General features: G+C 61.1%; 18 protein-coding genes. 11 read left to right on the top strand and 7 right to left on the bottom strand.

The window, feature by feature from the left end; all coding sequences use genetic code 11:
* Window positions 1-41 precede the first annotated feature (41 nt).
* Genes PMI03_RS20910 through PMI03_RS20895 form a run of 4 tightly spaced genes read left to right on the top strand, consistent with a single transcriptional unit; the run spans window position 42 to window position 5,068 of the window.
* Complete coding sequence (locus PMI03_RS20910; protein WP_007697481.1) at window positions 42-980, top strand: ABC transporter permease; 939 nt, start codon at window positions 42-44, stop codon at window positions 978-980.
* On the top strand, window positions 977-1,828 hold the full coding sequence (locus PMI03_RS20905) for an ABC transporter permease (protein WP_007697478.1): 852 nt from the start codon (window positions 977-979) through the stop codon (window positions 1,826-1,828). Before PMI03_RS20910 ends, PMI03_RS20905 begins: the two co-directional genes overlap by 4 nt.
* A complete protein-coding gene (locus PMI03_RS20900) occupies window positions 1,825-3,534 on the top strand; it encodes an ABC transporter ATP-binding protein (protein ID WP_007697474.1) in 1,710 nt (569 codons plus the stop codon). The genes PMI03_RS20905 and PMI03_RS20900 overlap by 4 nt, the downstream gene beginning before the upstream one ends.
* A gap of 19 nt (window positions 3,535-3,553) precedes the next feature.
* Window positions 3,554-5,068 carry an ABC transporter substrate-binding protein gene (locus PMI03_RS20895; RefSeq protein ID WP_007697471.1) on the top strand — a complete coding sequence of 505 codons (1,515 nt, stop codon included), beginning with the start codon at window positions 3,554-3,556 and terminating at the stop codon, window positions 5,066-5,068.
* Window positions 5,069-5,192: 124 nt separating this feature from the next.
* Here PMI03_RS20895 and PMI03_RS20890 read toward each other — a convergent pair whose 3' ends face one another.
* From PMI03_RS20890 to PMI03_RS20875, 4 genes are all read right to left on the bottom strand, one after another.
* Complete coding sequence (locus PMI03_RS20890) at window positions 5,193-6,275, bottom strand: hypothetical protein (RefSeq protein ID WP_007697468.1); 1,083 nt, start codon at window positions 6,273-6,275, stop codon at window positions 5,193-5,195.
* Window positions 6,276-6,286: 11 nt separating this feature from the next.
* On the bottom strand, window positions 6,287-7,618 hold the full coding sequence (locus PMI03_RS20885; protein ID WP_309574442.1) for an OmpA family protein: 1,332 nt from the start codon (window positions 7,616-7,618) through the stop codon (window positions 6,287-6,289).
* Between the two features lie 485 nt (window positions 7,619-8,103).
* On the bottom strand, window positions 8,104-8,781 hold the full coding sequence (locus PMI03_RS20880) for an isoprenylcysteine carboxylmethyltransferase family protein (protein ID WP_007697462.1): 678 nt from the start codon (window positions 8,779-8,781) through the stop codon (window positions 8,104-8,106).
* 198 nt (window positions 8,782-8,979) lie between these two features.
* Window positions 8,980-10,395, bottom strand: a complete 1,416-nt coding sequence (locus PMI03_RS20875; protein WP_007697459.1) for a short-chain fatty acyl-CoA regulator family protein — start codon at window positions 10,393-10,395, stop codon at window positions 8,980-8,982.
* A gap of 172 nt (window positions 10,396-10,567) precedes the next feature.
* On the opposite strand from PMI03_RS20875, the gene aceA reads away from it, so the two are divergent.
* On the top strand, window positions 10,568-11,869 hold the full coding sequence (gene aceA / locus PMI03_RS20870; RefSeq protein ID WP_409033803.1) for an isocitrate lyase: 1,302 nt from the start codon (window positions 10,568-10,570) through the stop codon (window positions 11,867-11,869).
* Between the two features lie 24 nt (window positions 11,870-11,893).
* Complete coding sequence (locus PMI03_RS20865; RefSeq protein ID WP_007697455.1) at window positions 11,894-12,142, top strand: hypothetical protein; 249 nt, start codon at window positions 11,894-11,896, stop codon at window positions 12,140-12,142.
* Between the two features lie 72 nt (window positions 12,143-12,214).
* Here PMI03_RS20865 and PMI03_RS20860 read toward each other — a convergent pair whose 3' ends face one another.
* Window positions 12,215-12,982: a response regulator transcription factor gene (locus tag PMI03_RS20860; RefSeq protein WP_007697453.1), complete on the bottom strand. Its 768-nt coding sequence runs from the start codon at window positions 12,980-12,982 to the stop codon at window positions 12,215-12,217.
* Window positions 12,979-14,214: a sensor histidine kinase gene (locus tag PMI03_RS20855; RefSeq protein WP_039974453.1), complete on the bottom strand. Its 1,236-nt coding sequence runs from the start codon at window positions 14,212-14,214 to the stop codon at window positions 12,979-12,981. The genes PMI03_RS20860 and PMI03_RS20855 overlap by 4 nt, the downstream gene beginning before the upstream one ends.
* Window positions 14,215-14,508: 294 nt before the next feature.
* On the opposite strand from PMI03_RS20855, the gene PMI03_RS20850 reads away from it, so the two are divergent.
* The 5 genes from PMI03_RS20850 to PMI03_RS20830 all read left to right on the top strand — a co-directional run bounded on the left by PMI03_RS20850 (window position 14,509) and on the right by PMI03_RS20830 (window position 19,947).
* The gene (locus tag PMI03_RS20850; protein WP_007697448.1) at window positions 14,509-15,525 is read left to right on the top strand and encodes an ABC transporter substrate-binding protein; all 1,017 of its coding nucleotides are present in this window, start codon (window positions 14,509-14,511) and stop codon (window positions 15,523-15,525) included.
* Between the two features lie 106 nt (window positions 15,526-15,631).
* Window positions 15,632-17,095, top strand: coding sequence for a sugar ABC transporter ATP-binding protein (locus PMI03_RS20845; RefSeq protein WP_039974445.1), 1,464 nt, complete (start codon window positions 15,632-15,634; stop codon window positions 17,093-17,095).
* Window positions 17,092-18,036, top strand: coding sequence for an ABC transporter permease (locus PMI03_RS20840; RefSeq protein WP_007697442.1), 945 nt, complete (start codon window positions 17,092-17,094; stop codon window positions 18,034-18,036). Before PMI03_RS20845 ends, PMI03_RS20840 begins: the two co-directional genes overlap by 4 nt.
* Window positions 18,033-18,983, top strand: a complete 951-nt coding sequence (locus tag PMI03_RS20835) for an ABC transporter permease (RefSeq protein ID WP_007697439.1) — start codon at window positions 18,033-18,035, stop codon at window positions 18,981-18,983. Before PMI03_RS20840 ends, PMI03_RS20835 begins: the two co-directional genes overlap by 4 nt.
* Before the next feature lie 43 nt (window positions 18,984-19,026).
* Window positions 19,027-19,947 (top strand): SMP-30/gluconolactonase/LRE family protein, encoded by a 921-nt coding sequence (locus tag PMI03_RS20830; protein ID WP_007697436.1) that lies wholly within the window; start codon window positions 19,027-19,029, stop codon window positions 19,945-19,947.
* Here PMI03_RS20830 and PMI03_RS20825 read toward each other — a convergent pair.
* A complete protein-coding gene (locus tag PMI03_RS20825) occupies window positions 19,944-20,852 on the bottom strand; it encodes a GntR family transcriptional regulator (RefSeq protein ID WP_007697433.1) in 909 nt (302 codons plus the stop codon). The genes PMI03_RS20830 and PMI03_RS20825 overlap by 4 nt on opposite strands.
* Window positions 20,853-20,878: the final 26 nt, after the last annotated feature.

Genomic DNA, 20,878 nt, shown 5'->3' with positions numbered 1-20,878 from the left:
AGCGTTCAACGACCAAAGAAGGCAAGGAAGCGAGCGTCACCATGCATCGCTATAGGTTCGTTCTCAGCCGCCCGCTGCAATTCCTGCCCGTCATTTTTGGCATCAGCGTCATTACCTTCATCCTGGTGCGCCTCGTTCCCGGAGATCCCGCCCGCAATATTCTCGGTACACGCGCAACGCCGACGGCGCTGGCCAATATCCGCGCCCAATATGGCCTCGATCAGCCGATCTGGCTGCAATACTTCTACTTCCTGAAAAACCTCGCCAATGGCGAGATGGGCAAGTCCATCCTCTACAAAATCGATGTGCTGAAGCTGATTTCCACCCGCATCGAGCCGACGGTGGCGCTGGTCGTTGCCAGCGTCATCCTGTCGATCCTCATCGCCGTGCCGATGGCGGCGATTGCCGCCCGCAACAGTGGCCGCGCCGCCGACCATATCGTGCGGATCGTCTCCACCTTCGGCATCGGCTTTCCGCCTTTCTGGCTCGGCTTGATGCTCATCATTCTCTTCAGCGTCGATCTCGGCGTGCTTCCGGTCTCCGGCTACGGCGAGACGCTTGGTGACAAGCTCTTGCATCTCATCCTGCCGAGCCTCACCATCGCGCTGTCGCTGTCGACAGTGCTGACCCGCAGCCTGCGCGCCGCGATGATCGAATCCCTGAAATCGGACGTGGCGACGGCGGCGCGGGCGCGTGGCATGCCGGAGAGCATCGTTTTCTGGCGGCATGTGGTGCCGAATTCGCTGGTGCCGACCATCAACCTGCTGGCGGTCAATATCGGCTGGCTGATCGGCGGCACTGTCGTTGTCGAAAGCGTCTTTGCGCTGCCTGGCATGGGCCAGCTTCTGGTGCGCGCCATCTTCTCGCGCGATTACATGGTGGTTCAGGGCGTCGCCATGGTCTTTGCCTGCGCCACTGTGCTCGTCAATTTCCTGGCCGACATCGTCACCGTCGCCGCAGACCCACGGGTGACCATATGAGCCTCCAGGCAACCGCTCCTGTTTCCATCGCCTGGCGCCATCTTCTCGGCAAGCGGCTCACTCTCGTCATCGGCGGCGGCATTCTCCTGTTCTTTCTGTTGGCGGCGCTCGGCGCTCCGCTGATCGCACCCTACGATCCGATCCTGCAGAATGCCGATGTCCGCCTACAGGCGCCGTCTTTGCTTCATCCCTTCGGCACCGATAATTTCGGCCGAGATATACTCTCGCGCGTGCTCTGGGGCACGCGTATCGACCTGCAGATTGCCGTGATCGGCGTCGTCTTTCCCTTCTTGATCGGCACGACCATCGGCACCATCGCCGGCTTCTTCGGTGGCGTGATCGATGCAGTCTTCATGCGGATCGTCGACATCATCCTCGCCTTTCCCTTTCTAGTGCTGATGCTGTCGATCATCGCCATTCTCGGACCGGGGCTGAGCAGCTTCTATATCGCCATGGCGCTGGTTGGCTGGGTCTCCTATGCCCGCCTCATCCGCGCGCAGATGCTGGTGCTGAAGAACAGCGACTATGCGGTTGCCGCCGTCAGCCTCGGCTTCAGCCGCTTCCGCATCATGTTCCGCCATCTGCTGCCGAATGCCATCGCCGGCTCGATCGTCTTTTCGATGTCGGATGCCGTGCTCGTTCTGCTGAGCGGCGCCGCCGTCAGCTATCTCGGCCTTGGGGTACAGCCGCCGCTGGCCGAATGGGGTGTGATGGTCGCCGAAGGCCAGAGCTTTATCACCACGGCTTGGTGGATCACGCTGTTTCCCGGCCTCTCCATCGTCTGCCTAGCCTTCGGTTTCAGCATGCTTGGCGATGCGCTCGGCGAATTGCTGGGGGTGCACGAATGAGCGCCTCCGTCCTTTCCGTCCGCGATCTCACCGTCAAGGCGCATCTCGATAGTGGCGAGCGCATGCTGCTCGACGCCGTGTCGCTCGATCTCGCCAAGGGAGAAATCCTCGGCCTTGTCGGCGAAAGCGGTTCCGGCAAGAGCCTGCTCTGCCGCTCGCTGATCCGCCTCCTTCCCTCCTCGCTGTTGAAGATCGAGAGCGGCAGTGTCCTGCTTGAGGGTCGCGATCTGACGAGGATCAGCGACGCCGACATGCTGAAGGTGCGCGGCGGCGAGATCGGCATGATCTTCCAGAACCCGACCAGCCATCTCGATCCGGTCATGCGGATCGGCAACCAGATCGCCGAGGGCATCCGCTATCATCAGGGTCTCAACGCCCGCGAGGCGCGCGCTGCTGCCATCGAAATCCTCGGCCAGGTCGGTTTTCCCGATCCTATCAGGCAATATGAGAGCTATCCGCACGAATTCTCCGGCGGCATGCGCCAGCGGGCGATGATCGGCGTCGCCCTGTCCTGCAATCCGAAGATCCTGATCGCCGACGAGCCGACGACCGCGCTCGACGTCACCATTCAGGCGCAGATCCTCAAGCTCCTGATGGACATCCGCGACAAGCGCGGTCTCTCCATCATCCTCATCACTCATGATCTCGGCATCGTCGCCCAGACCTGCGACCGCATCGCCGTGATGCGCGGCGGCAAACTCTTGGAGGACGGTCCGAAACGGACGCTCCTGTCGCAGCCGCGGCATCCCTACACGATCGACCTGATCAAGAGCCATCCGTCGATGCCCGATGAGACGGTTCCTGTCGCGGAAACGGCGAAAGACGATGCGCCCCTCAAGCCGCTCCTCGAAATCGACGACCTGCACGTCCGCTTCAATGTCGGCGGCGGCCTCTTCAAGGGCAGCGGCGCCAAAACGGTCAACGCCGTCTCGGGCGTCAGCCTGCGACTGATGCCCGGCGAGACGGTCGGGATTGTCGGCGAATCCGGCAGCGGCAAGAGCACGCTTGCCCGCGCCATCCTTGGCCTGACACCGCTCTCCTCCGGCCATATCACCTTCGATGGTATCGACCTGGCGCAGCAGAGAACGGCGGGCCTCGCCAAGCTCAGGCGTGAGGCGGCGATGGTGTTCCAGGACCCCTATAATGCGCTCAATCCGCGCCTGACGATCGGCCAGATGCTCACCGAAGTGCTCAAGGTGCAGAGCAAGGTGGCATCCGCCGACATCCCCGCCCGCGTCGGCGAGTTGCTCGATCTCGTCGGGCTGGAGCTCGAATTCGCCAAGCGCAAGCCGCGCAGCATGAGCGGTGGCCAGTGCCAGCGCGCCGGTATCGCCCGGGCGCTTGCCGTCGACCCGCAGCTTATCATCGCCGACGAATGCGTCGCCGCGCTCGACGTCACCATCCAGGCGCAGATCATCGAGCTTTTTCGCGAATTGACGCGGAAGATGAACCTGACCCTGCTCTTCATCGCCCACGACCTCGCCATCGTCCGCAATCTCTGCCAACGCACCGTCGTCATGTATCGCGGAGAGATCGTCGAGGAAGGCCCGTCCGAGGAGGTCTTCGCGCGTCCGAAACACCCCTATACGGCCTCGCTCATCGCCGCCATTCCGGACATCGATCCGGACAAGCAGCTCTTTGCCGGCACCGATCTTCGCGGCGAAAGCAGCGTTGCCGAAATCCTGCCTTTCAAACGCATGCCATAACAACCAAGGGAACGATCTTATGACCAGCAGATGGAAATCAATCGGGCTTGCGGCTATCGTCGCCGGCCTTACGCTCACCGCAACCTATGCCGAGGCAGCCGGCGTGCTGACCATTGGCCGCCGTGAGGATTCGACCACGTTCGATCCGATCAAGACGGCGCAGAACATCGACAACTGGGTGTTCTCGAACGTCTATGACGTGCTGATCCGCGTCGATAAGACCGGCACCAAGCTCGAGCCCGGCCTTGCCGAAAGCTGGACCACATCCGAGGACGGCCTCACCTATGTCTTCAAGATCCGCGACGCGAAATTCTCCGACGGCTCGCCGCTGACGGCCGAGGATGCCGCCTTCAGCCTGCTGCGCATCCGTGACGACGCGGCCTCGCTCTGGAGCGATTCCTACAAGGTGATCGACACGGCGGTCGCGACCGACCCGCACACGCTGACGATCAAGCTCAAGCATCCCTCCGCACCCTTCCTGTCGACGCTGGCGCTGCCGAACGCCTCCGTCATTTCCAAGAAGGGCATGGAGACGTTCGGCCCCGACGCTTACGCCGAAAAGCCGATCGGATCCGGTGCTTTCTCCGTCGAGGAATGGCGGCGCGGTGACCGCATCATCCTCAAGAAGAACCCTTACTTCTGGCAGGCTGACCGGGTGAAGCTCGACGGCGTCGAATGGATTTCCGTGCCGGATGACAACACCCGCATGCTGAACGTCCAGGCAGGCCAGCTCGATACGGCGATCTTCGTTCCCTTTTCCCGCGTGGCGGAGCTGAAGAAGGACCCGAACCTCAATGTCGACATCGATGCCTCGACGCGCGAAGACCATCTCCTGATCAACCACGCGCATGGCGAACTCGGCAAGAAGGAAGTCCGCCAGGCCCTTGATCTGGCCATCGACAAGAAGGCGATCGTCGATGCCGTTACCTTCGGCCAAGGCACGGTCGCCAATTCCTACATTCCGAAGGGCGCGCTTTATCACTATGCCGACAACCTGCAGCGCCCCTACGATCCGGAAAAGGCCAAGAAGATGCTGGCGGACGCCGGCGTTTCCAACCTGACGCTGACCTATCTTCTGCGCGCCGGCGACGAAGTCGACGAGCAGACGGCCGTGCTGGTGCAGCAGCAATTGCAGAAAGCCGGCATCACCGCCAACCTGCAGAAGGTCGATCCAAGCCAGGAATGGGATATGACGGTCGCCGGCGATTACGACATCTCGGTCAACTACTGGACCAACGACATTCTTGACCCGGACCAGAAGACGACCTTCGTGCTCGGCCACGATTCCAACAACAACTACTCGACAAATTACAAGAACGAAGCGGTGAAGGAGTTGGTCGCCAAGGCCCGCCTGGAGCTCGATCCGAAGAAGCGCGAGCAGATGTATATCGATCTGCAAAAGATGGCGAAGGACGACGTCAACTGGATCGACCTCTATTACAGCCCCTATATCAACGTCTCGCGCAAGAACATTGAAAACTTCTACCAGAACCCGCTCGGCCGCTTCTTCCTGGAAGATACCGTCAAGAACTGAGGTCTGACACTATACGTCTTCGCTCCGCCGCCCGATCAGCGGCGGAGCATTACCCATTCGGTGGGGGAGGATCATGCCGCTCTTCATGGTCTGAGCGGCCATCTGCATGCTCGTCGAAAGTCCATTACGACGAGGTGGGCACGTCGCCGTGGTCGACCCGGCGCGAGAATTCGGTTTCGATCCCCTTTGCCAGCTTGGCGGCCTGCCCGATCCAGTCCTCGCGCTCGATGCGTCCTGGAAAGGCCATATAGCTGCCGACCCATTCGGCATTTGCCTCTGTCCAGGCCGCGATCTGCGCAAAGGTCCAGATGCCCAGTTCGTTCAGCTTTTCCTCGTTGACATGACCGATGCCGGAGATGCGCTTCAGATTGTCCGGAGTGGCAGCCCCTTTTGCGGCCGCCGGCGGGCGTTGACCGGGATGGTCGCCATCGGCGGCGGGCGCCGATGAAACAAAGCCCGACGCCGCGGACGCATCGCCCAGATCGGCCTGGCGCGAGACGTCGGTTCCGAGCCCTTTCGCCAATTGTGCCGCCTGCCCAATCCAGTCCTCACGCTCGATGCGCCCTGGGAAAGCCATATAGCTGCCGACCCATTCGGCATTTGCCGGCGTCCAGGCCGCGATCTGCTTGAAGGTCCAGATACCCAGCTCGTTGAGCTTTCCCTCGTTGACCGGGCCGACACCGTCGATGAGCTTCAGATCGTCCAGAGCGGCAACCCCTTTCACGACGGCTGGCGGGCGTTGGCCAGGATGGATATGGTCGCCTGCGGGAGCGGCGGATACCGGTGCCGAGGTGGTTGCTTTCACCGGGGCGGGCGTCGGAATGGGAGTAACGACCGGAGGCGGTGTGGGAGCTGGAGGCGTGACTCGCACCGGCGCAGGCTCGGTAACCGCAACAGGCTCTTTCGTCTCAATCTCCTCCCGCGAACGGAAGCTTGCCAGCCAGCTACCGAGGAAGCAGCCGACAATATAGCTGCCGACGAAAAGCAGCGCGGTTTCCAGGTAATGCCCCAGCAGCCCGGGAAGCCATTTGAAGATGGCCACGACTAGTCCCACGAGGAACAGCAGGCTCAGCAGCTTGAACCAGCCCGGCCAGGCGTCCGGCCACCAGCCTTTGCCGGACCGCAGGAAAGTCGCAAAACCGACAATGCCCCCGAGCACCAGCGCTAGCAGCATCCAAGGCCAATAAGTCGAAAACAGATAGGTCATTGCTGCCTCCCCTATTTGACAGAGAATTCGATACGGCGATTGAGCGCCTTGCCCTCATCGGTATCGTTCGATGCAACCGGACGCGACGAGCCGAGGCCGACTGCGGTCAACCGGCTTGCCGGCACGCCTGCGTCCGTCAGATAGGTGACGACCGCTTTGGCGCGCTGTTCGGACAGGGCGACGTTTGCCGCCTCGTCTCCGCTCGAATCCGTGTGACCCGAAACCTCCACGGCATTACCGGGGCACCGGCCGATCGTCGCGACGATCGTGTCGAGCACACCGGACGATGCCGGCGAGATTCGCGCCTTGCCGGTGTCGAAGTTGATCTTCGATTTGGTGAGGATCGTGTTGAGCAGCGATTGGCAATTCGGAGCGTCGACAGCCGCAGCAGGCGCGCTGACGGCAATCTCGGCGGGCGTCGCCTTGAAGCCCTCGGGTATCGCCGCCGCGAAGCTGTCCTGAATGCTCTTCACCGCGCCGTTATAGAGCGCCTCGCCGGAGAGCTTCGCGTCGGTGCCAGAGAGCGAGAATGAGCCCTTGGCAAGACGCGACAGGGCGTTGAGCCCGCCGAGTGCCGCGGTCGCAAACCCATTCGGCGCGCCGGGTGCGGCTTTCAGCTCATCGCTGATCTCATCGCTGGAGAACAGGTTTTTGGCCGCATCGATGATCTTGCCGTGTGCGTCATCGTCGGGATAATTGCCCGAAAGCGTCAGTTTTCCCGCCTCCCTCAAGGCATCGAAACTGAATGAGGATGGCGCGAGTGCAGGTGCGACGGTGCTTGCTGCCGTCGTTACGGCCGTTGCCGCAGCCGTTGTGGTCGAGGTTGCCGCCGGCGTTGGCGCTGCTGCGACGGGAGCCGGTGCCGTGATGTCGGATTTTGCGAGCGTCAGGCCTTGCGGCAATGTCTTCAGTGCCGCGGTGATCGCATCGTATGCGTCGCTCGTAGCGGCCGTGCCTGAAATTGCCAGCCCCGTATCGGACAGGGAGACGCTGCCTTTCGCGAGGCGGGCCAGTTGAGCGAGCCCGAACTGCACACCGCCATCGTAAGCGTCGGGTGCTCCGCTGGCATATTGCATCTCGTCCTTGACCTCGGCACCTGAGAAGGCGGTCTTCGCGGCAGAAACGATCTTGTCGCGCGTCGTCGGGTTCGGCACGTTGCCAGTCAGGACGACGCCTGAGCCTTCATGGGTTATGCCCCAGTTGAAAGGCTTGGCGACATCAGGCTCCTTGGCATCGATCAGAACCTTGCGAACGCCCCAGACCTGATCCGCCGTGCCGGCGATTTGCGAGGCTTCGGCCGGGGAGAACACGGTACCGGAAACCGAGACATCGCGTCCCGACACGCTGAAGGCAGGATTCTGGACAGAGGTACCCAAAGCCGAGGTCGACCGACTGCCAAGATCACTGTTTATGGATTGCCCGGTAAAGATCGTGGCAAGGATCCAAAGAATCGCCAGGGGGATTAGTCCCCACCACCATTTCGAAGGCTGACTCATAACTACCCCCAATGATTAAACCCAGGATATCATTGCATTAGTTTTTGAGAATATACTTTAAATCATTATGCCTGCAACATAAATTGCATTGATCATACATATACACCCTGCGATCGATGGCGTGCTGTCCATTGAGAATAGCAAAACGGGTGGCGTCACTATTTTTCGCGCGAGGGATGCAAACCTCTCTCCAAAGCCCTTTGGGTTGCGCTTTCCGGGAGATGATCTCAAGGCCACGTCCGAACCGCATGCGGCCTTGGCGACGGATTTCGTGCCCATGTCGGATGCAAATTAATCTTCGACGAGATCTTCAGGAATCCATCGTCTACCATCTACCAGATGAATGGAACCAGCCGATAGCGCACGCGCCCGGCATACTCCTCATAGCCGCTCAGTTCCCGACCAAGAGTACGCTCCTCATGAACGGCACGCCAGGCAATTGCGAGAATGAACAGCGGGGAAAGCAGAAGGCCCCACCACGAGCCCAGCAACAAGGGGGTGCCAAGGAAGAGAAGCAGCGCGCTTGCATACATCGGATGGCGCACTGTCTCATAGGGACCCGTATCGATCACCTTCTGGCCCGGCTGGATTTTCACCGACGGTGCGGCAAAGGCATTTTCGCGAAACGTCCACCAGGCACCCAGCATGTAGATCACCATGCTCACACCGCCGAGTGTCTGAAGCCAGGGCGGGATAGCCATGAAGCCGGTGCGGGCAGCATCCCAGCCCATGAACCCCATCCAGATGCAGAAGGCCGGGATAAAGAGCATCAGCCAGACGCGGTCCCATGGCTTCTGATCGGGCTGCAGCGGCGAGCCCATTCGCTCACGCAGCAGGCTTGGACTGTGTCTTGCCAGCCAAAAGATCATCGCCAGACTGCCAAACGCAAACAGAACGATGAAAGCCCAGCCGCCGGGAAAGGCCAAAGTACCGGCGGGCCACAGGATCACGATTGCCATGAAGACCAGCCACACAAGGAGCTGCAGCAAATAGGCGGTCATGGAGCGCATTTGATTGTCCATCTGCAGGAAAAGCCGATGACAGGCTTGAAGGCACGAACGGCTGGCGGAAGTAAAATCTCGTTCATGGTCTATTCCCCTCGCCGGTCTTGTCCGTGAACGCGATCATGCCCCAGGTCCCGCTGACCGCGTCGATCAGCGGAAACGGATTCCGCCGCCGATTGTTCCCACGCGATGGATGCTGTCCGGCTAGAAATCGAAGATGCTCAGACCCGTCGTCATCTCGTCCAATCCGAGCGGCCGCGTGACCGGCGGTTCGGCGCGGGAAAGACAGCCCTTGCGCTCGCACAACCGGCAGGCCGGCCCGACCGGGATCGGTTGCTGACCCGGCACCCCCGTCTGGCCGTAGACGAGGCTTCCACCAGCCATGACGTCGCAACCGAGCAGCAACGCGGTTCGTCTCACCCGCTCGCCGAACGATGCCCTTGGCCCCTCCTGCGTGCGGGCGACGGTCAGGTATGTCGAGCCATCCGGCATCTCGACGGTCTCGGACAAGATCTGGCCCGGCTGCAGGAATGCGGCATGGATGTTCAGCTTCGGACAGCCGCCGCCGAATCCCGATCTTGGAAAACCATGCGCGCCGATCTTTCGCAGGCGATGACCTGCTGAATCGATCTCCATCAGAAAGAAGGGCACGCCGGAGGCGCCCGGCCGCTGCAACATCGTCAGGCGGGTCGCCGCCTGCACAAAGGAAACCGAAAAGCGTGCGCACAGAATGTCGATGTCGTATTTCGCAGTTTGAGCCACTTTGAGAAAAGGCGCATAGGGTATGGCAAGCGCCAACGCAGCCAGACGGCCAAGCTCGAAGCGGGCGATGCGCTTTGCCTCCGGCGTCGACAGGGAGAGAGCCTGCAACTCTTCACTGATCGCATCCTGCAGGGCGAGCGTTGCAACCTCGATGGCGATTTCATGCGCCTGGTCGGCGGGCGACAGCCGTTCCGATATGAAAAGGCGCATCGAGTGCCTGTCGAAGCGCCGACGAAGATCGGGCATGACGTGGACAGGCAGAACGCGGACGCTGATCCCGCGCTCGACGCGTAGCCACTCCTTCAAGGCGAAGACCAAATCATGCTCAGGCGAGAGGCTGGCGGCAAAACTCTCCGCCGCCGCTTCCAGACGCGGAAAATAAGCCGAATGGCTCTCGAAAACATCTCGGACTTCGTCCGCCGGCAAGCGAGCCCCACCGATCGGCGGCATTGCTCCACTCTCCGTCGTCAAGGTCATAAGGTCGGACAGGCGCGCCGCCTGCTCGCGATAGGCGCGATAGAGCTTGACCATGCCGCTTGCCGCATTGGGCGCAATGTCGGCCAGCTCGACCAGCTCTTGATCGCCCGGCAGCTCGCCGGCGAGGAGAGGATCGGCAAAGACCTCCTTCAACTGGCTGAGACCATTGCCAGCCTCGCTCCTGAGATCATCGAGATCGATCTTGAAGGCAGAGCTGAGCTTCAGCAGCAGCTGCACGGTCAGCGGGCGCTGATTGCGCTCGATCAGGTTGAGATAGGATGGAGAAATCTCCAGCGCATCCGCCATGGCGATCTGCGTCATGCCGAGCCCGTTGCGCACGCGCCGAACCTTCGGGCCTGCGAAAATCTTTCTCTCCACCATCCGGCCTCCTCCACTTCAGTCATATTTACAAAAATTGACAAATTGACCACACGTCTTCGTCAAGGATTTGCAACATGACCCTTTTCTAGGCGTCATTTGAAAGGTTTGACTGGCATTTCGCCGTCACTTTGTTGATCTTGTCAATGCGTCACCTCAGCGACAAGCATTCTGTATGGAGGAAATCGTGACAGAATTTGACAAGTTGATCCGCAATATCCCGACCGGTCGTTTCGACGGTATCGAGCGCCCCTATTCCACTGAGGATGTGAAGCGGCTGCGCGGCTCGGTGGAGCTTCGCTATTCGCTGGCCGAGATGGGCGCGAACCGGCTCTGGCAGCTTCTGCATAGCGAGGATTTCGTCAATGCGCTCGGCGCGCTCTCCGGTAACCAGGCCATGCAGATGGTCCGCGCCGGCCTGAAGGCGATCTATCTCTCCGGCTGGCAGGTCGCGGCCGACGCCAACACGGCTTCCGCCATGTATCCGGATCAATCGCTCTATCCGGCCAACGCCGGGCCGGAGCTTGCCAAGCGCATCAACCGCACGCTGCAGCGCGCCGACCAGATCGAGACCTCGGAAGACAAGGGGCTTTCCGTCGACAGCTGGTTTGCCCCGATCGTTGCTGATGCCGAGGCCGGTTTCGGCGGTCCGCTCAACGCCTTCGAGATCATGAAGGCCTATATCGAAGCTGGCGTCGCAGGTGTTCATTTCGAGGATCAGCTCGCCTCAGAAAAGAAATGCGGCCATCTCGGCGGCAAGGTGCTGATCCCGACCGCGGCGCATATCCGCAACCTCGATGCTGCCCGGCTGGCGGCCGACGTTATGGGCGTGCCGACGCTGGTCATTGCCCGCACCGACGCCGAAGCCGCAAAGTTGCTGACCTCTGATATCGACGAACGCGACCAGCCCTTCGTCGATTATGATGCGGGACGCACGATCGAAGGCTTCTATCAGGTGCGCAACGGCATCGAGCCCTGCATCGCCCGCGCGGTCGCCTATGCACCTCATTGCGATCTCATCTGGTGCGAGACATCGAAGCCCGATCTGGAGCAGGCCCGGCGCTTTGCCGAATGCGTGCACAGGCATCATCCGGATAAGCTTCTTGCCTATAATTGCTCACCGTCCTTCAACTGGCGGAAAAACCTGGACGAGGCGACGATCGCCAAGTTTCAGCGCGAGCTTGGTGCCATGGGCTATAAGTTCCAGTTCATCACGCTTGCCGGCTTCCACCAGCTCAATTTCGGCATGTTCGAACTGGCGCGTGGCTACAAGGAGCGGCAGATGGCGGCCTATTCCGAGCTGCAAGAAGCGGAGTTCGCCGCCGAAAAGAATGGCTACACCGCCACCAAGCACCAGCGCGAAGTCGGCACCGGCTATTTCGATGCCGTGTCGCTCGCCATCAGCGGCGGTCTTTCGTCGACCACCGCCATGAAAGCATCGACCGAGCACGAACAGTTCCGGCCAGCCGCCGAATAACCCAGAGCTTAAGGAGGAAAAAACATGGCTTCCATCGCACGCGTCCGCGAACGCGCAGAAGAACAATCGTCCAGCCTGTCGCCGGATCAGCAAAACACGATCCGCATGCTTGCAAACGATCTGCACCGTCTGAACCATTCGGTCATGAAGGCCGTCGAGGCCGGCGTCTCGGTCGAACTGGTCCGCTCGGCCCGCCATCACGGCGGCGACGGCAACTGGGGCGATCTGTTGCTTCCGGTCGTCATGGCCCGCAGCCGTCAGGGAGAACTCTGACCTTCGCCGGATCAGCAATCGCCATGGCATGTCTCGTCTGACCTGCCATGGCGTTTCCGTAACCGCGCATCCTCATCCATTCCGGGGAAAGCGGCCACCGTCCGGGTGCATCGAGGCTCTTTGCCGGCCAAGCCAATGGGCTAGATCGGCCTCGGCGCGCTCAAGAGCGCTATGGTTCAACAATTTGCGCAGGAATGCCACGGCCACGGCCCGTGCACGCAGATTGAACCGCCCGCCATCAGCTTCGCCACCGATGGACTGGTAGACATCGAGCTTCTCATAGAGCTGTTGCAGCCGGTTCTGCACACTGCGCACCGACAGATTGCGCCGCTGCGCAATGGCCCGATCGGTCATGCCAAGCGCGATATCAATCAGGATCTCATATTCGGCGTCGGTGAAGCCATTGGCGTTTCCAAGGCTCTTCTGCTGCATGCCGCGCACTTCGCGGTCGATGACGCATTGGCTCTCGATGAAGATGCTGCGCAACGCCAGCCGCAGACGATCATCCGAGGCCGACTTCAGCACATAGCCATAGACCGCCCCCTGCGGCACGATCCGCGATACGCCGCGAACATAGGCTTCGTCGGAATAGTTCGACCAGAACAGGATGCGTGTCTCGGGCCGCTCTTTCCAAATGGTCCGCGCGGCCTCGATGCCGTTGCGCGGGCTCATCTGCAAATCCATGACGACATGCGCCGATCTGAAATCGCGCGCCAGCCGTTCGCCGGCATTGCCGTTTTCCGCTTCCAGTACGGTTTCGCATTCCGGAAGGGCGGCGCGAACGGCTTCGTTGAGATAGGACCGGTGAAGCGGATCGTCCTCGATGATCAGCACCTTCATGCCGCACCTCCCGCCGCCAGCGGCCGGCCGGCCAACGTGACACTCACGCAGGTTCCGCCCTTGGGACCTGCAGGTCTCGCGGCGAACCGCGCCGAAATCAGCCGCGCCCGGGTTTTCATATTCTCGATGCCGCCTCCCGATGGTTTGCGGGAATGGGTCAGCCCGACGCCGTCATCGTCGATCTCTATGGTCAGGGCACCGCCGGCGGCTCCCAAGCGAACCAGAATGCGGCTCGCCTGTGCATGGCGTACGGCATTATTGATCGCCTCCTGCGCAATGCGGAACAGGGCGATGCTGACGGATTGCTCCAGACAATCGATGGCGCCATTGGTCTCGTCGGTCAATTTCCACTCCACACCCGCACCGCTTTCCTGGATCGATCGTTCCAGATGATTTTCGACCGCCTGGGCAAAGCCGAAAAGCTGGAGAACCGAAGGCTTGGCCTCCTCGATGATCTGGCGCAGGTCGTGCATGCATTGCTGCAATCCGCGAAACAAAGGCTCAAGCGCTTCGCCGGTGACATCGGGCGTATGCGCCAGCCGCTCCATCCGCCGCGACAGACGCGTGAGGTCGGCCAATGTCTGATCGTGCAGATCCATGCCGATGCGCTGGCGTTCGGCCTCCAAGGCTTCGGTCAGCTTCAGCGCACCCAGACGCAAGCCCTCTTCCCGCGCCCGCGCCTCCGCCTCGACGATTGCCGATCGCTTTGCCTGCTCGGCGGTGCGGATGGCAAAGAAATGCGGCGCCAGCAAATCGGCGATCGCGCGCGCATTCTCCACATCCTGTAGTCCATAGAGGCCGGTCTGATGACTGGAGCAGCTTAGGGCTCCGATCACGTTCCCCTGAACCTTCAACGGCACATGCAGTCGGCTTCTCAGCTCTTGGCTGATGATCGGATGCGAGAAGGCGCCTTCGAAGTGAAACCGCGGATCGGTGCAGGCATCGTCGGTCAACAGATGGTCGACCTCGCCCCAGAGCAGCGTGCGGATGGGGCTGTCGCTGACAGGAGCCGGGTGGCGCTTGCCCCAATCGGTCTCAAGGCCGCTCTCATAGGCGATGTGATATTTCTCATCCACCATGATGATGCAGACATCGAAATGGTCGTAGGGGATGACATGGCTGATCTCGGCGGCGACGGAGCGGATGACCGAATGAAAATCGAGCTGCCCGGCCAAGAGCCTGGAAATGCTGAGATAATGGTCGAACACCGACCGAGGCTCTAACGTGTGCAAGGCGGCCCTCCCAGGCAACGCGCCGACCTCTCCCCAGGCCAGTTGCGGAACGCGAAATCCGAAGGTCATTAAGCGCTGATCAGGATCGTTCGTCTTGCGGAAAGGCGCAATTTTTATGCGGAATCCCGCAACATCCGTCCCGTTAAGCGCCTGTACAACCGAAAGAATCTCGGACATCCTATTCTTACTGACAGGGGAACCTTCAGCGCAAATACTATTTTCGAACATCGTTGAGGAGCGCGTTCGAAAATCATGGCCTGGGAGTGAGATTTAGGTCTTTTTGGGAGGAAAAACATGAACATCGCCAAGACACTTCTGGCATCCGTCGTGATCGCAGCCGTCGCGACGCCGTTTGCCGCACTTGCAGACACATCATCCAAGAAAATTGCCCTGTCCAACAATTACGCCGGCAATTCATGGCGTCAGGCCATGCTGACAAGCTGGCAGAAGGTGACGGGTGAAGCCGTGAAAGCCGGCGTGGTTGCCGCAGCCGATCCGTTCACGACGGCGGAAAACCAGGCGACCGAACAGGCGGCGCAAATCCAGAACATGATCCTGCAGGGCTATGACGCCATCGTCATCGACGCGGCATCGCCAACGGCTCTCAACGGCGCCGTCAAGGAAGCCTGCGATGCCGGCATCACCGTCGTCTCCTTCGACGGCATCGTCACCGAACCCTGCGCCTGGCGCATCGCCGTCGACTTCAAGGGCATGGGTGCAAGCGAGATCGAGTATCTGGCCAAGAAGCTGCCCAAGGGCGGCAATATCCTGGAAATCCGCGGCCTTGCCGGCGTCTCCGTCGATGACGAGATTTCGGCCGGTATTCACGATGCGGTTGCCAAATACCCGCAGTTCAAGATCGTCGGCTCCGTGCATGGCGACTGGGCGCAGGACGTCGCCCAGCGCGCCGTTGCGGGCGTGCTCCCCAGCCTGCCCGAGATCGCGGCAGTCGCGACGCAGGGCGGCGACGGCTATGGCGCCGCTCAGGCGTTTGCCGCGGCCAAGCGCCCGATGCCGACGATCGTCATGGGCAACCGTCAGGACGAACTGGCCTGGTGGAAGAAGGAAAAGGACGCGAGCGGCTATGAGACCATGTCGGTTTCCATCGCTCCCGGCGTATCGACGCTTGCCTTCTGGGTCGCCCAGCAGATTCTCGACGGCAAGCAGGTGAAGAAGGATCTGGTCGTCCCGTTCCTGCGCATCGATCAGGACAATCTCGAAACCAATCTCGCCAATACCCAGCAGGGTGGCGTGGCCAACGTCGAATATTCGTTGGAAGACGCCCAGAAGGTCATCGCCACGGCCAAGTGAGCCAAGACGTGCCGCCATTCAAGACCGGTGCCATTCTCGAGTGGCGCCGGTCGCTGAGGAATTCTTGCCGGATCGATCCATGACTGCAGCTAAAGACAACAGGCCCATGAACGAGGATGCTGAGACAATACCGGTCGTCTCCGCGCGCGGCGTCAAGGTGCAATTCGGCGCCGTCAAGGCGCTGGATGGCGCCGATCTGGTCATCGATGCCGGCGAATGCATCGGACTGGTCGGCCATAACGGCGCCGGCAAATCGACGATTGTCAATGTCCTCAACGGAAGCCTCAGCCCTCACGAGGGAACTATCGCCTACAATGGCGACGAGACCGCGCGCGGCATCAACGCGGCGCGCGGCCACGGCATCCGCTGCGTCTTTCAGGAACTGTCCCTTTCGCCGAACCTGACCGTTGTCGAAAACATGCGGGTCGTGCATCGCGACCTCAGCGGATGGAATTGGCGCAGGCAAGCGGCCGGCATCGTCAGCGCCAAGCTTGACGAGATTTTCGCGGGTCACGGCATCGACGTGATGCAAACCGTCGGCGAACTCTCGATTGCCGAGCGGCAGATGGTCGAGATCGCCATCGTCTTCTGCGCGGTCGGACACCAGCCTAAGCTCGTCATCCTCGACGAGCCGACATCGTCGCTCGATGCGGGGCTTGCGGCGCAGCTCATGGCCTATGTGCGCAAATATGTCGATACGGGCGGCGCCGTGCTGCTGATATCGCATATTCTCGGCGAAATCCTGTCGACCTCCGACCGCATCGTCGTCATGAAGGACGGCAAGGTCGTTGCCAATCGCCCGGCAAAGGAATTTTCGACCCACAGCCTCGTCCAGGCGATGGGCAGCGTCGTCAAGGACCATGATTTCGACCGCAACAAGAATAGAGCCGCCGACACATCGCCCATCCTCTCGCTGCCTGCCAGAGGCGGCAAGGGCCTTCCTTTCACGGCCTACAAGGGCGAAGTGATCGGCCTTGCCGGTCTCGGCGGGCATGGCCAGACCGACATGCTGCTCGAACTCTACCGCGCACTCAGCAGCGATTGGCTGCCGGGACGGCAAGGCCGCATCGCCTTCGTCGCCGGCGATCGCAGCCTGAACGGTACCTTCCCCCTCTGGAGCATCCTGAAAAACCTCAGCATCGCCTCACTTTCCGATCTGTCGGAGAAGTTGCTGGTCAACAGAGCCCGCGAAAACGGGCTTGGCGCCGACTGGAAGGGCCGGATCGAAATCCGCACACCCGACATGACAAACGGCATCCTGTCGCTCTCGGGCGGCAACCAGCAGAAGGTTCTCTTTGCCCGCGCGCTGGCGACGACGTCGTCGATGGTGCTGATGGACGATCCGATGCGCGGCGTCGATATCGGCACCAAGCAGGAAGTCTACAACATCCTGCATCATGAAGCGGCCGGCGGGCGAACTTTCATCTGGTACTCGACCGAGATGGACGAGATCCGGCTTTGCGACCGCGTCTATGTGTTTCGCAGCGGCGCCATCGTTTCGGAACTGGTCGGCGATGCCATTACGGAGGAAAATGTGCTGGCAGCCTCATTCTCTGGAGAAGACGCATGATCCGCATTTCGCCCAGCACGGTGCGGCTGCTCGTCCCGGCGCTCTCGCTCGTCGTTCTGCTGGTCGCGGTCTTCTATCTGCAGCCGCGCGCCATGAGCTATATCGGGCTCAATCTCCTGTTCAATCTGGCCGTACCGATTGCGCTCGCAACCATTGCCCAGATGATGATCATGTCCGTCAACGACCTCGATCTGTCGATGGGAACCTTCGTCAGTTTCGCCGCCTGCGTGGCGGCGACCTACCTGCAATCTTCCCCGTTGCTCGGTATCCTGATCCTCGCAGCGGCCATCGCCGCCTATGCCGTCATCGGCGTGATCATCTATGTCAGGGATCTGCCGTCGATCGTGGTAACGCTCGGCATGAGCTTCGTCTGGGGCGGTCTCGCCGTGCTGCTCTTGCCGGCCCCCGGCGGCGAGGCACCCGCCTGGGCGCGCTGGCTGATGACCTCGAAACCGCCGCTTGTTCCCATGGCGATCGTTGCCAGTGTCGTCATCGCCCTTGTCTCGCATTTCGTCGTCATGCGCTCCGCTTTCGGCGTCCTGATCCGCGGCGTCGGCGGTAACCAGCGCTCGGTGCAGCGCGCCGGATGGTCGATCCTCGTTCTTCGTGCTGCGGCCTATGGGCTGGCCGGTCTCTTTGCCGTGCTCTCGGGCATTGCTCTTGTCGGCCTCACCACTTCGGCGGACGCCAACATCGCGCTGCGCTACACATTGCTGTCGATTGCCGGCGTCATCCTCGGCGGCGGCGAATTCACCGGCGGCCGCATCTCGCCGATCGGCGCCGTCATCGGCGCGTTGACGCTGACGCTGGCCGGCTCATTCCTGTCTTTCCTCCGAATTTCGCCGGATTGGCAGATCGGCGCACAGGGCGCCATTCTCATCGTCGTTCTTGCCCTGCGTCTCTTCCTCAATCGTCTTGAAAAGCGGGGGAACCGCGCATGAACGCCCTTCGCGCGCTCCATCGGAAACCCTGGATCTGGTCCTTTGCCGCGACGCTTGTTGTATGGAGCCTGACCGTCCTGTTCACCGGCGGTGCCAGCTCTCTCGGCCTGTCGCAGGCAGCGCTCACCTTCGCGGCGTTTTCCGTCATCGTCGGCATCGGCCAGATGTTCGTCATCACGCTTGGGCCGGGCAACATCGATCTCTCCGTTCCCGCAACGATGACGCTCGCCGGAACCGTGGCGCTGAAGCTGATGAATGTCGAGGACGGCATGATCGTGCCCGGCCTTCTGATTTCCATCCTAATCGGCCTCGCTATCGGCATCGGCAACTATGCCCTGATCAAGCTTCTGCGCATCCCGCCGATCATCGCGACGCTGTCGATGAGCTTCATCGTGCAATCCACCGCCATCTGGAGCAACCGCGGCCTGCGCATCAAGCCGCCGGAACAGCTGGCCGACTTCACCGTATCGAGTCTTGCCGGCATCCCGAACATTGCCATCGTCGCCTTTCTGCTTTCCGTTCTTGCCTGGATACTGCTGGAAAAAACCATCTATGGCCGCTGGATCTCGGCTATCGGCCAGAGCATATTCGCGGCCCGCATGGCCGGCATTCCCGTCGATGGCACGCGGCTCGCGACCTATATCCTCTGCGCCATCCTCGCCTCGATCTGTGGCTATCTCCTCGCCAGCTTCTCCGGCGGCGCCGCCCTCAACATGGGCTCGGAATATCTGCTGATGTCGATTGCCGTTGTCATCATCGGCGGGACGGCGGTCGCAGGTGGAGATTCGAACGTGCCGGGCATATGGGGCGCATCGCTCTTCATGTTCCTCGTCGTGTCGATGCTGAATACCTATGGTTTCGGCGCGGGCTCGCGGCTCATTTTGACCGGCTTCATCATCATCGCCGTCATCCTCGTCGCCGGCGGCCGGCCGCTTGGCGGCCGCTGATACGTTTTTCGACATCCATGCAGGCATCACAGGAAACACCGCAATGACCAAGAACGAGCCCCCCCTTTACGAAATACACGATCCCCGGTTTCGCTATCTCGTCGTCGGGAGCGCCGCTCTGGACGAGCTCTATTCCGGTTGCCGCTGGGCGGAAGGCCCGGCGTGGTTTGCCGATTCCGGATGCCTGATCTGGAGCGACATCCCGAACCAGCGCATACTGCGCTGGGTTCCGGACGGCGGCGTCTCGACCTTTCGCACGCCCTCGAACTTCACCAATGGCAATACGCGCGACCGCCAGGGACGGCTCGTTTCCTGCGAGCATGGCGCGCGTCGCGTCACTCGTACCGAGATCGATGGATCGATCACCGTTCTCGCCGACAGCTTTCAGGGCAAACGGCTGAATTCGCCCAATGACGTGATCGTCCGCTCCGACGGGTCCGTGTGGTTCACCGATCCGACCTATGGCATCCTGTCCGATTATGAAGGCTACAAGGCAGAGCCCGAGCAGGCGACGCGCAACGTCTATCGGCTCGATCCCGAAACCGGCGAGATGGAGATCGTGGTCGACGATTTCGGCCAACCGAATGGCCTGGCCTTCTCGCCGGACGAAACCAAGCTCTATATCGCCGATTCAGCATCGAGCCATGACATCAACGCGCCACGCCATATCCGCATCTTCGACGTGATCGGCGGCCGGACACTCGCCAACAGCCGGGTATTCTGCGACATCGACACCGGACTTCCGGACGGTTTCCGCGTCGATGTCGCCGGCAATGTCTGGACCAGCGCCGGCGACGGCGTGCATTGTTTCGCGCCCGACGGAACATTGCTCGGGAAGATCAAGGTGCCGCAGACGGTCTCCAACCTCACCTTCGGCGGACCACGCCGTAACCGGCTGTTCATCACCGCTACTAAGTCGCTCTACAGCATCTATACCGCCACAACGGGTGCGCAGACACCCTAAGGCTGAACCTTGAACGGCCCCATCTGGATGGAGCGCAGCAGCGTTGCGCGGGCACTGCCCAGATGGGCCAGCAAGTTTGCTTCCACCGCCGCCGGATCCCGGCTACGAAGGGCCGCGATGTAATCGAGATGCTGCGTGAGTGCCCTGATGTTGCGCTGTTTCTCGTCATCGATATTCCACTGATAGGTGTAGTGGAAGAAGGCCGAAACGACATTGTAGAACTCGATGATGTACCTGTTTTTCGAGGCATCGTGCACGCAACGATGCAGGCGTTCGTCCAGCATCGGGAATTCGCGGTAGCGACGATCAATGTCCGCCAGCAGCTCGAGATGCTCCGCCTCTATCGCCCGCAGCTCCCTCCAGCATGGGTCGCTATCCGACAATTTAAGCAGGTGCCTGGCCGAGCGCAACTCGAACATTTCGCGGACTTCATATATCTCCTCGGCAAAATTCGGGGTGACGCCAAGAAACACCCAGGCGCTGTTGGGGCGCCGCTCGATCAGCCCAAAGTGCTGAAAATGCGTAAGATATTCGCGGATTGTGGTGGTCGAGGTGCCGAATTGCCGCGCAAGCTCGGCGCTGTTGAGCAGCTGTCCGGCGCGAAAATCCCCCTGTAGAATCCATTCCATGAACCGCCGCTCGACAGCGGCGGCGGCGGACATGGTCTGCGTTTCGGGGAAATAGTCGCCGGGCTCCGGCCGTCGCTGCAAAGAGTGGATGGCATCGTCGAGGCGAAGAATTCCAGCATCCGTCAGGGATGACAGGACCGAGCGCACCGTCGTGCGGCTGACCGCCAGTTTCGACGCCAGTTCCGAATTCGACGGCAGCTTCTGATCCACCTCGACATCGCCGAGATAGGACAGGCAACGGTTGTACGCGCCCTTGTAGACTGCATTCCCCTTCATTCCAAACCATCCCCTGCTGCGACCGA

The sequence above is a fragment of the Rhizobium sp. AP16 genome, from assembly GCF_000281735.1.
GTDB lineage: Bacteria > Pseudomonadota > Alphaproteobacteria > Rhizobiales > Rhizobiaceae > Rhizobium > Rhizobium rhizogenes.
This window is presented reverse-complemented; position numbering and strand designations above follow the sequence as displayed.

Coding starts and splice junctions, on each gene's coding strand:
- PMI03_RS20910 (WP_007697481.1), top strand. CDS start 42: ATGCATCGCTATAGGTTCGTTCTCAGCCGCCCGCTGCAATTCCTGCCC.
- PMI03_RS20905 (WP_007697478.1), top strand. CDS start 977: ATGAGCCTCCAGGCAACCGCTCCTGTTTCCATCGCCTGGCGCCATCTT.
- PMI03_RS20900 (WP_007697474.1), top strand. CDS start 1,825: ATGAGCGCCTCCGTCCTTTCCGTCCGCGATCTCACCGTCAAGGCGCAT.
- PMI03_RS20895 (WP_007697471.1), top strand. CDS start 3,554: ATGACCAGCAGATGGAAATCAATCGGGCTTGCGGCTATCGTCGCCGGC.
- PMI03_RS20890 (WP_007697468.1), bottom strand. CDS start 6,275: ATGACCTATCTGTTTTCGACTTATTGGCCTTGGATGCTGCTAGCGCTG.
- PMI03_RS20880 (WP_007697462.1), bottom strand. CDS start 8,781: ATGCGCTCCATGACCGCCTATTTGCTGCAGCTCCTTGTGTGGCTGGTC.
- PMI03_RS20875 (WP_007697459.1), bottom strand. CDS start 10,395: ATGGTGGAGAGAAAGATTTTCGCAGGCCCGAAGGTTCGGCGCGTGCGC.
- aceA (WP_409033803.1), top strand. CDS start 10,568: ATGGAGGAAATCGTGACAGAATTTGACAAGTTGATCCGCAATATCCCG.
- PMI03_RS20865 (WP_007697455.1), top strand. CDS start 11,894: ATGGCTTCCATCGCACGCGTCCGCGAACGCGCAGAAGAACAATCGTCC.
- PMI03_RS20860 (WP_007697453.1), bottom strand. CDS start 12,982: ATGAAGGTGCTGATCATCGAGGACGATCCGCTTCACCGGTCCTATCTC.
- PMI03_RS20850 (WP_007697448.1), top strand. CDS start 14,509: ATGAACATCGCCAAGACACTTCTGGCATCCGTCGTGATCGCAGCCGTC.
- PMI03_RS20845 (WP_039974445.1), top strand. CDS start 15,632: ATGAACGAGGATGCTGAGACAATACCGGTCGTCTCCGCGCGCGGCGTC.
- PMI03_RS20840 (WP_007697442.1), top strand. CDS start 17,092: ATGATCCGCATTTCGCCCAGCACGGTGCGGCTGCTCGTCCCGGCGCTC.
- PMI03_RS20835 (WP_007697439.1), top strand. CDS start 18,033: ATGAACGCCCTTCGCGCGCTCCATCGGAAACCCTGGATCTGGTCCTTT.
- PMI03_RS20830 (WP_007697436.1), top strand. CDS start 19,027: ATGACCAAGAACGAGCCCCCCCTTTACGAAATACACGATCCCCGGTTT.
- PMI03_RS20825 (WP_007697433.1), bottom strand. CDS start 20,852: ATGAAGGGGAATGCAGTCTACAAGGGCGCGTACAACCGTTGCCTGTCC.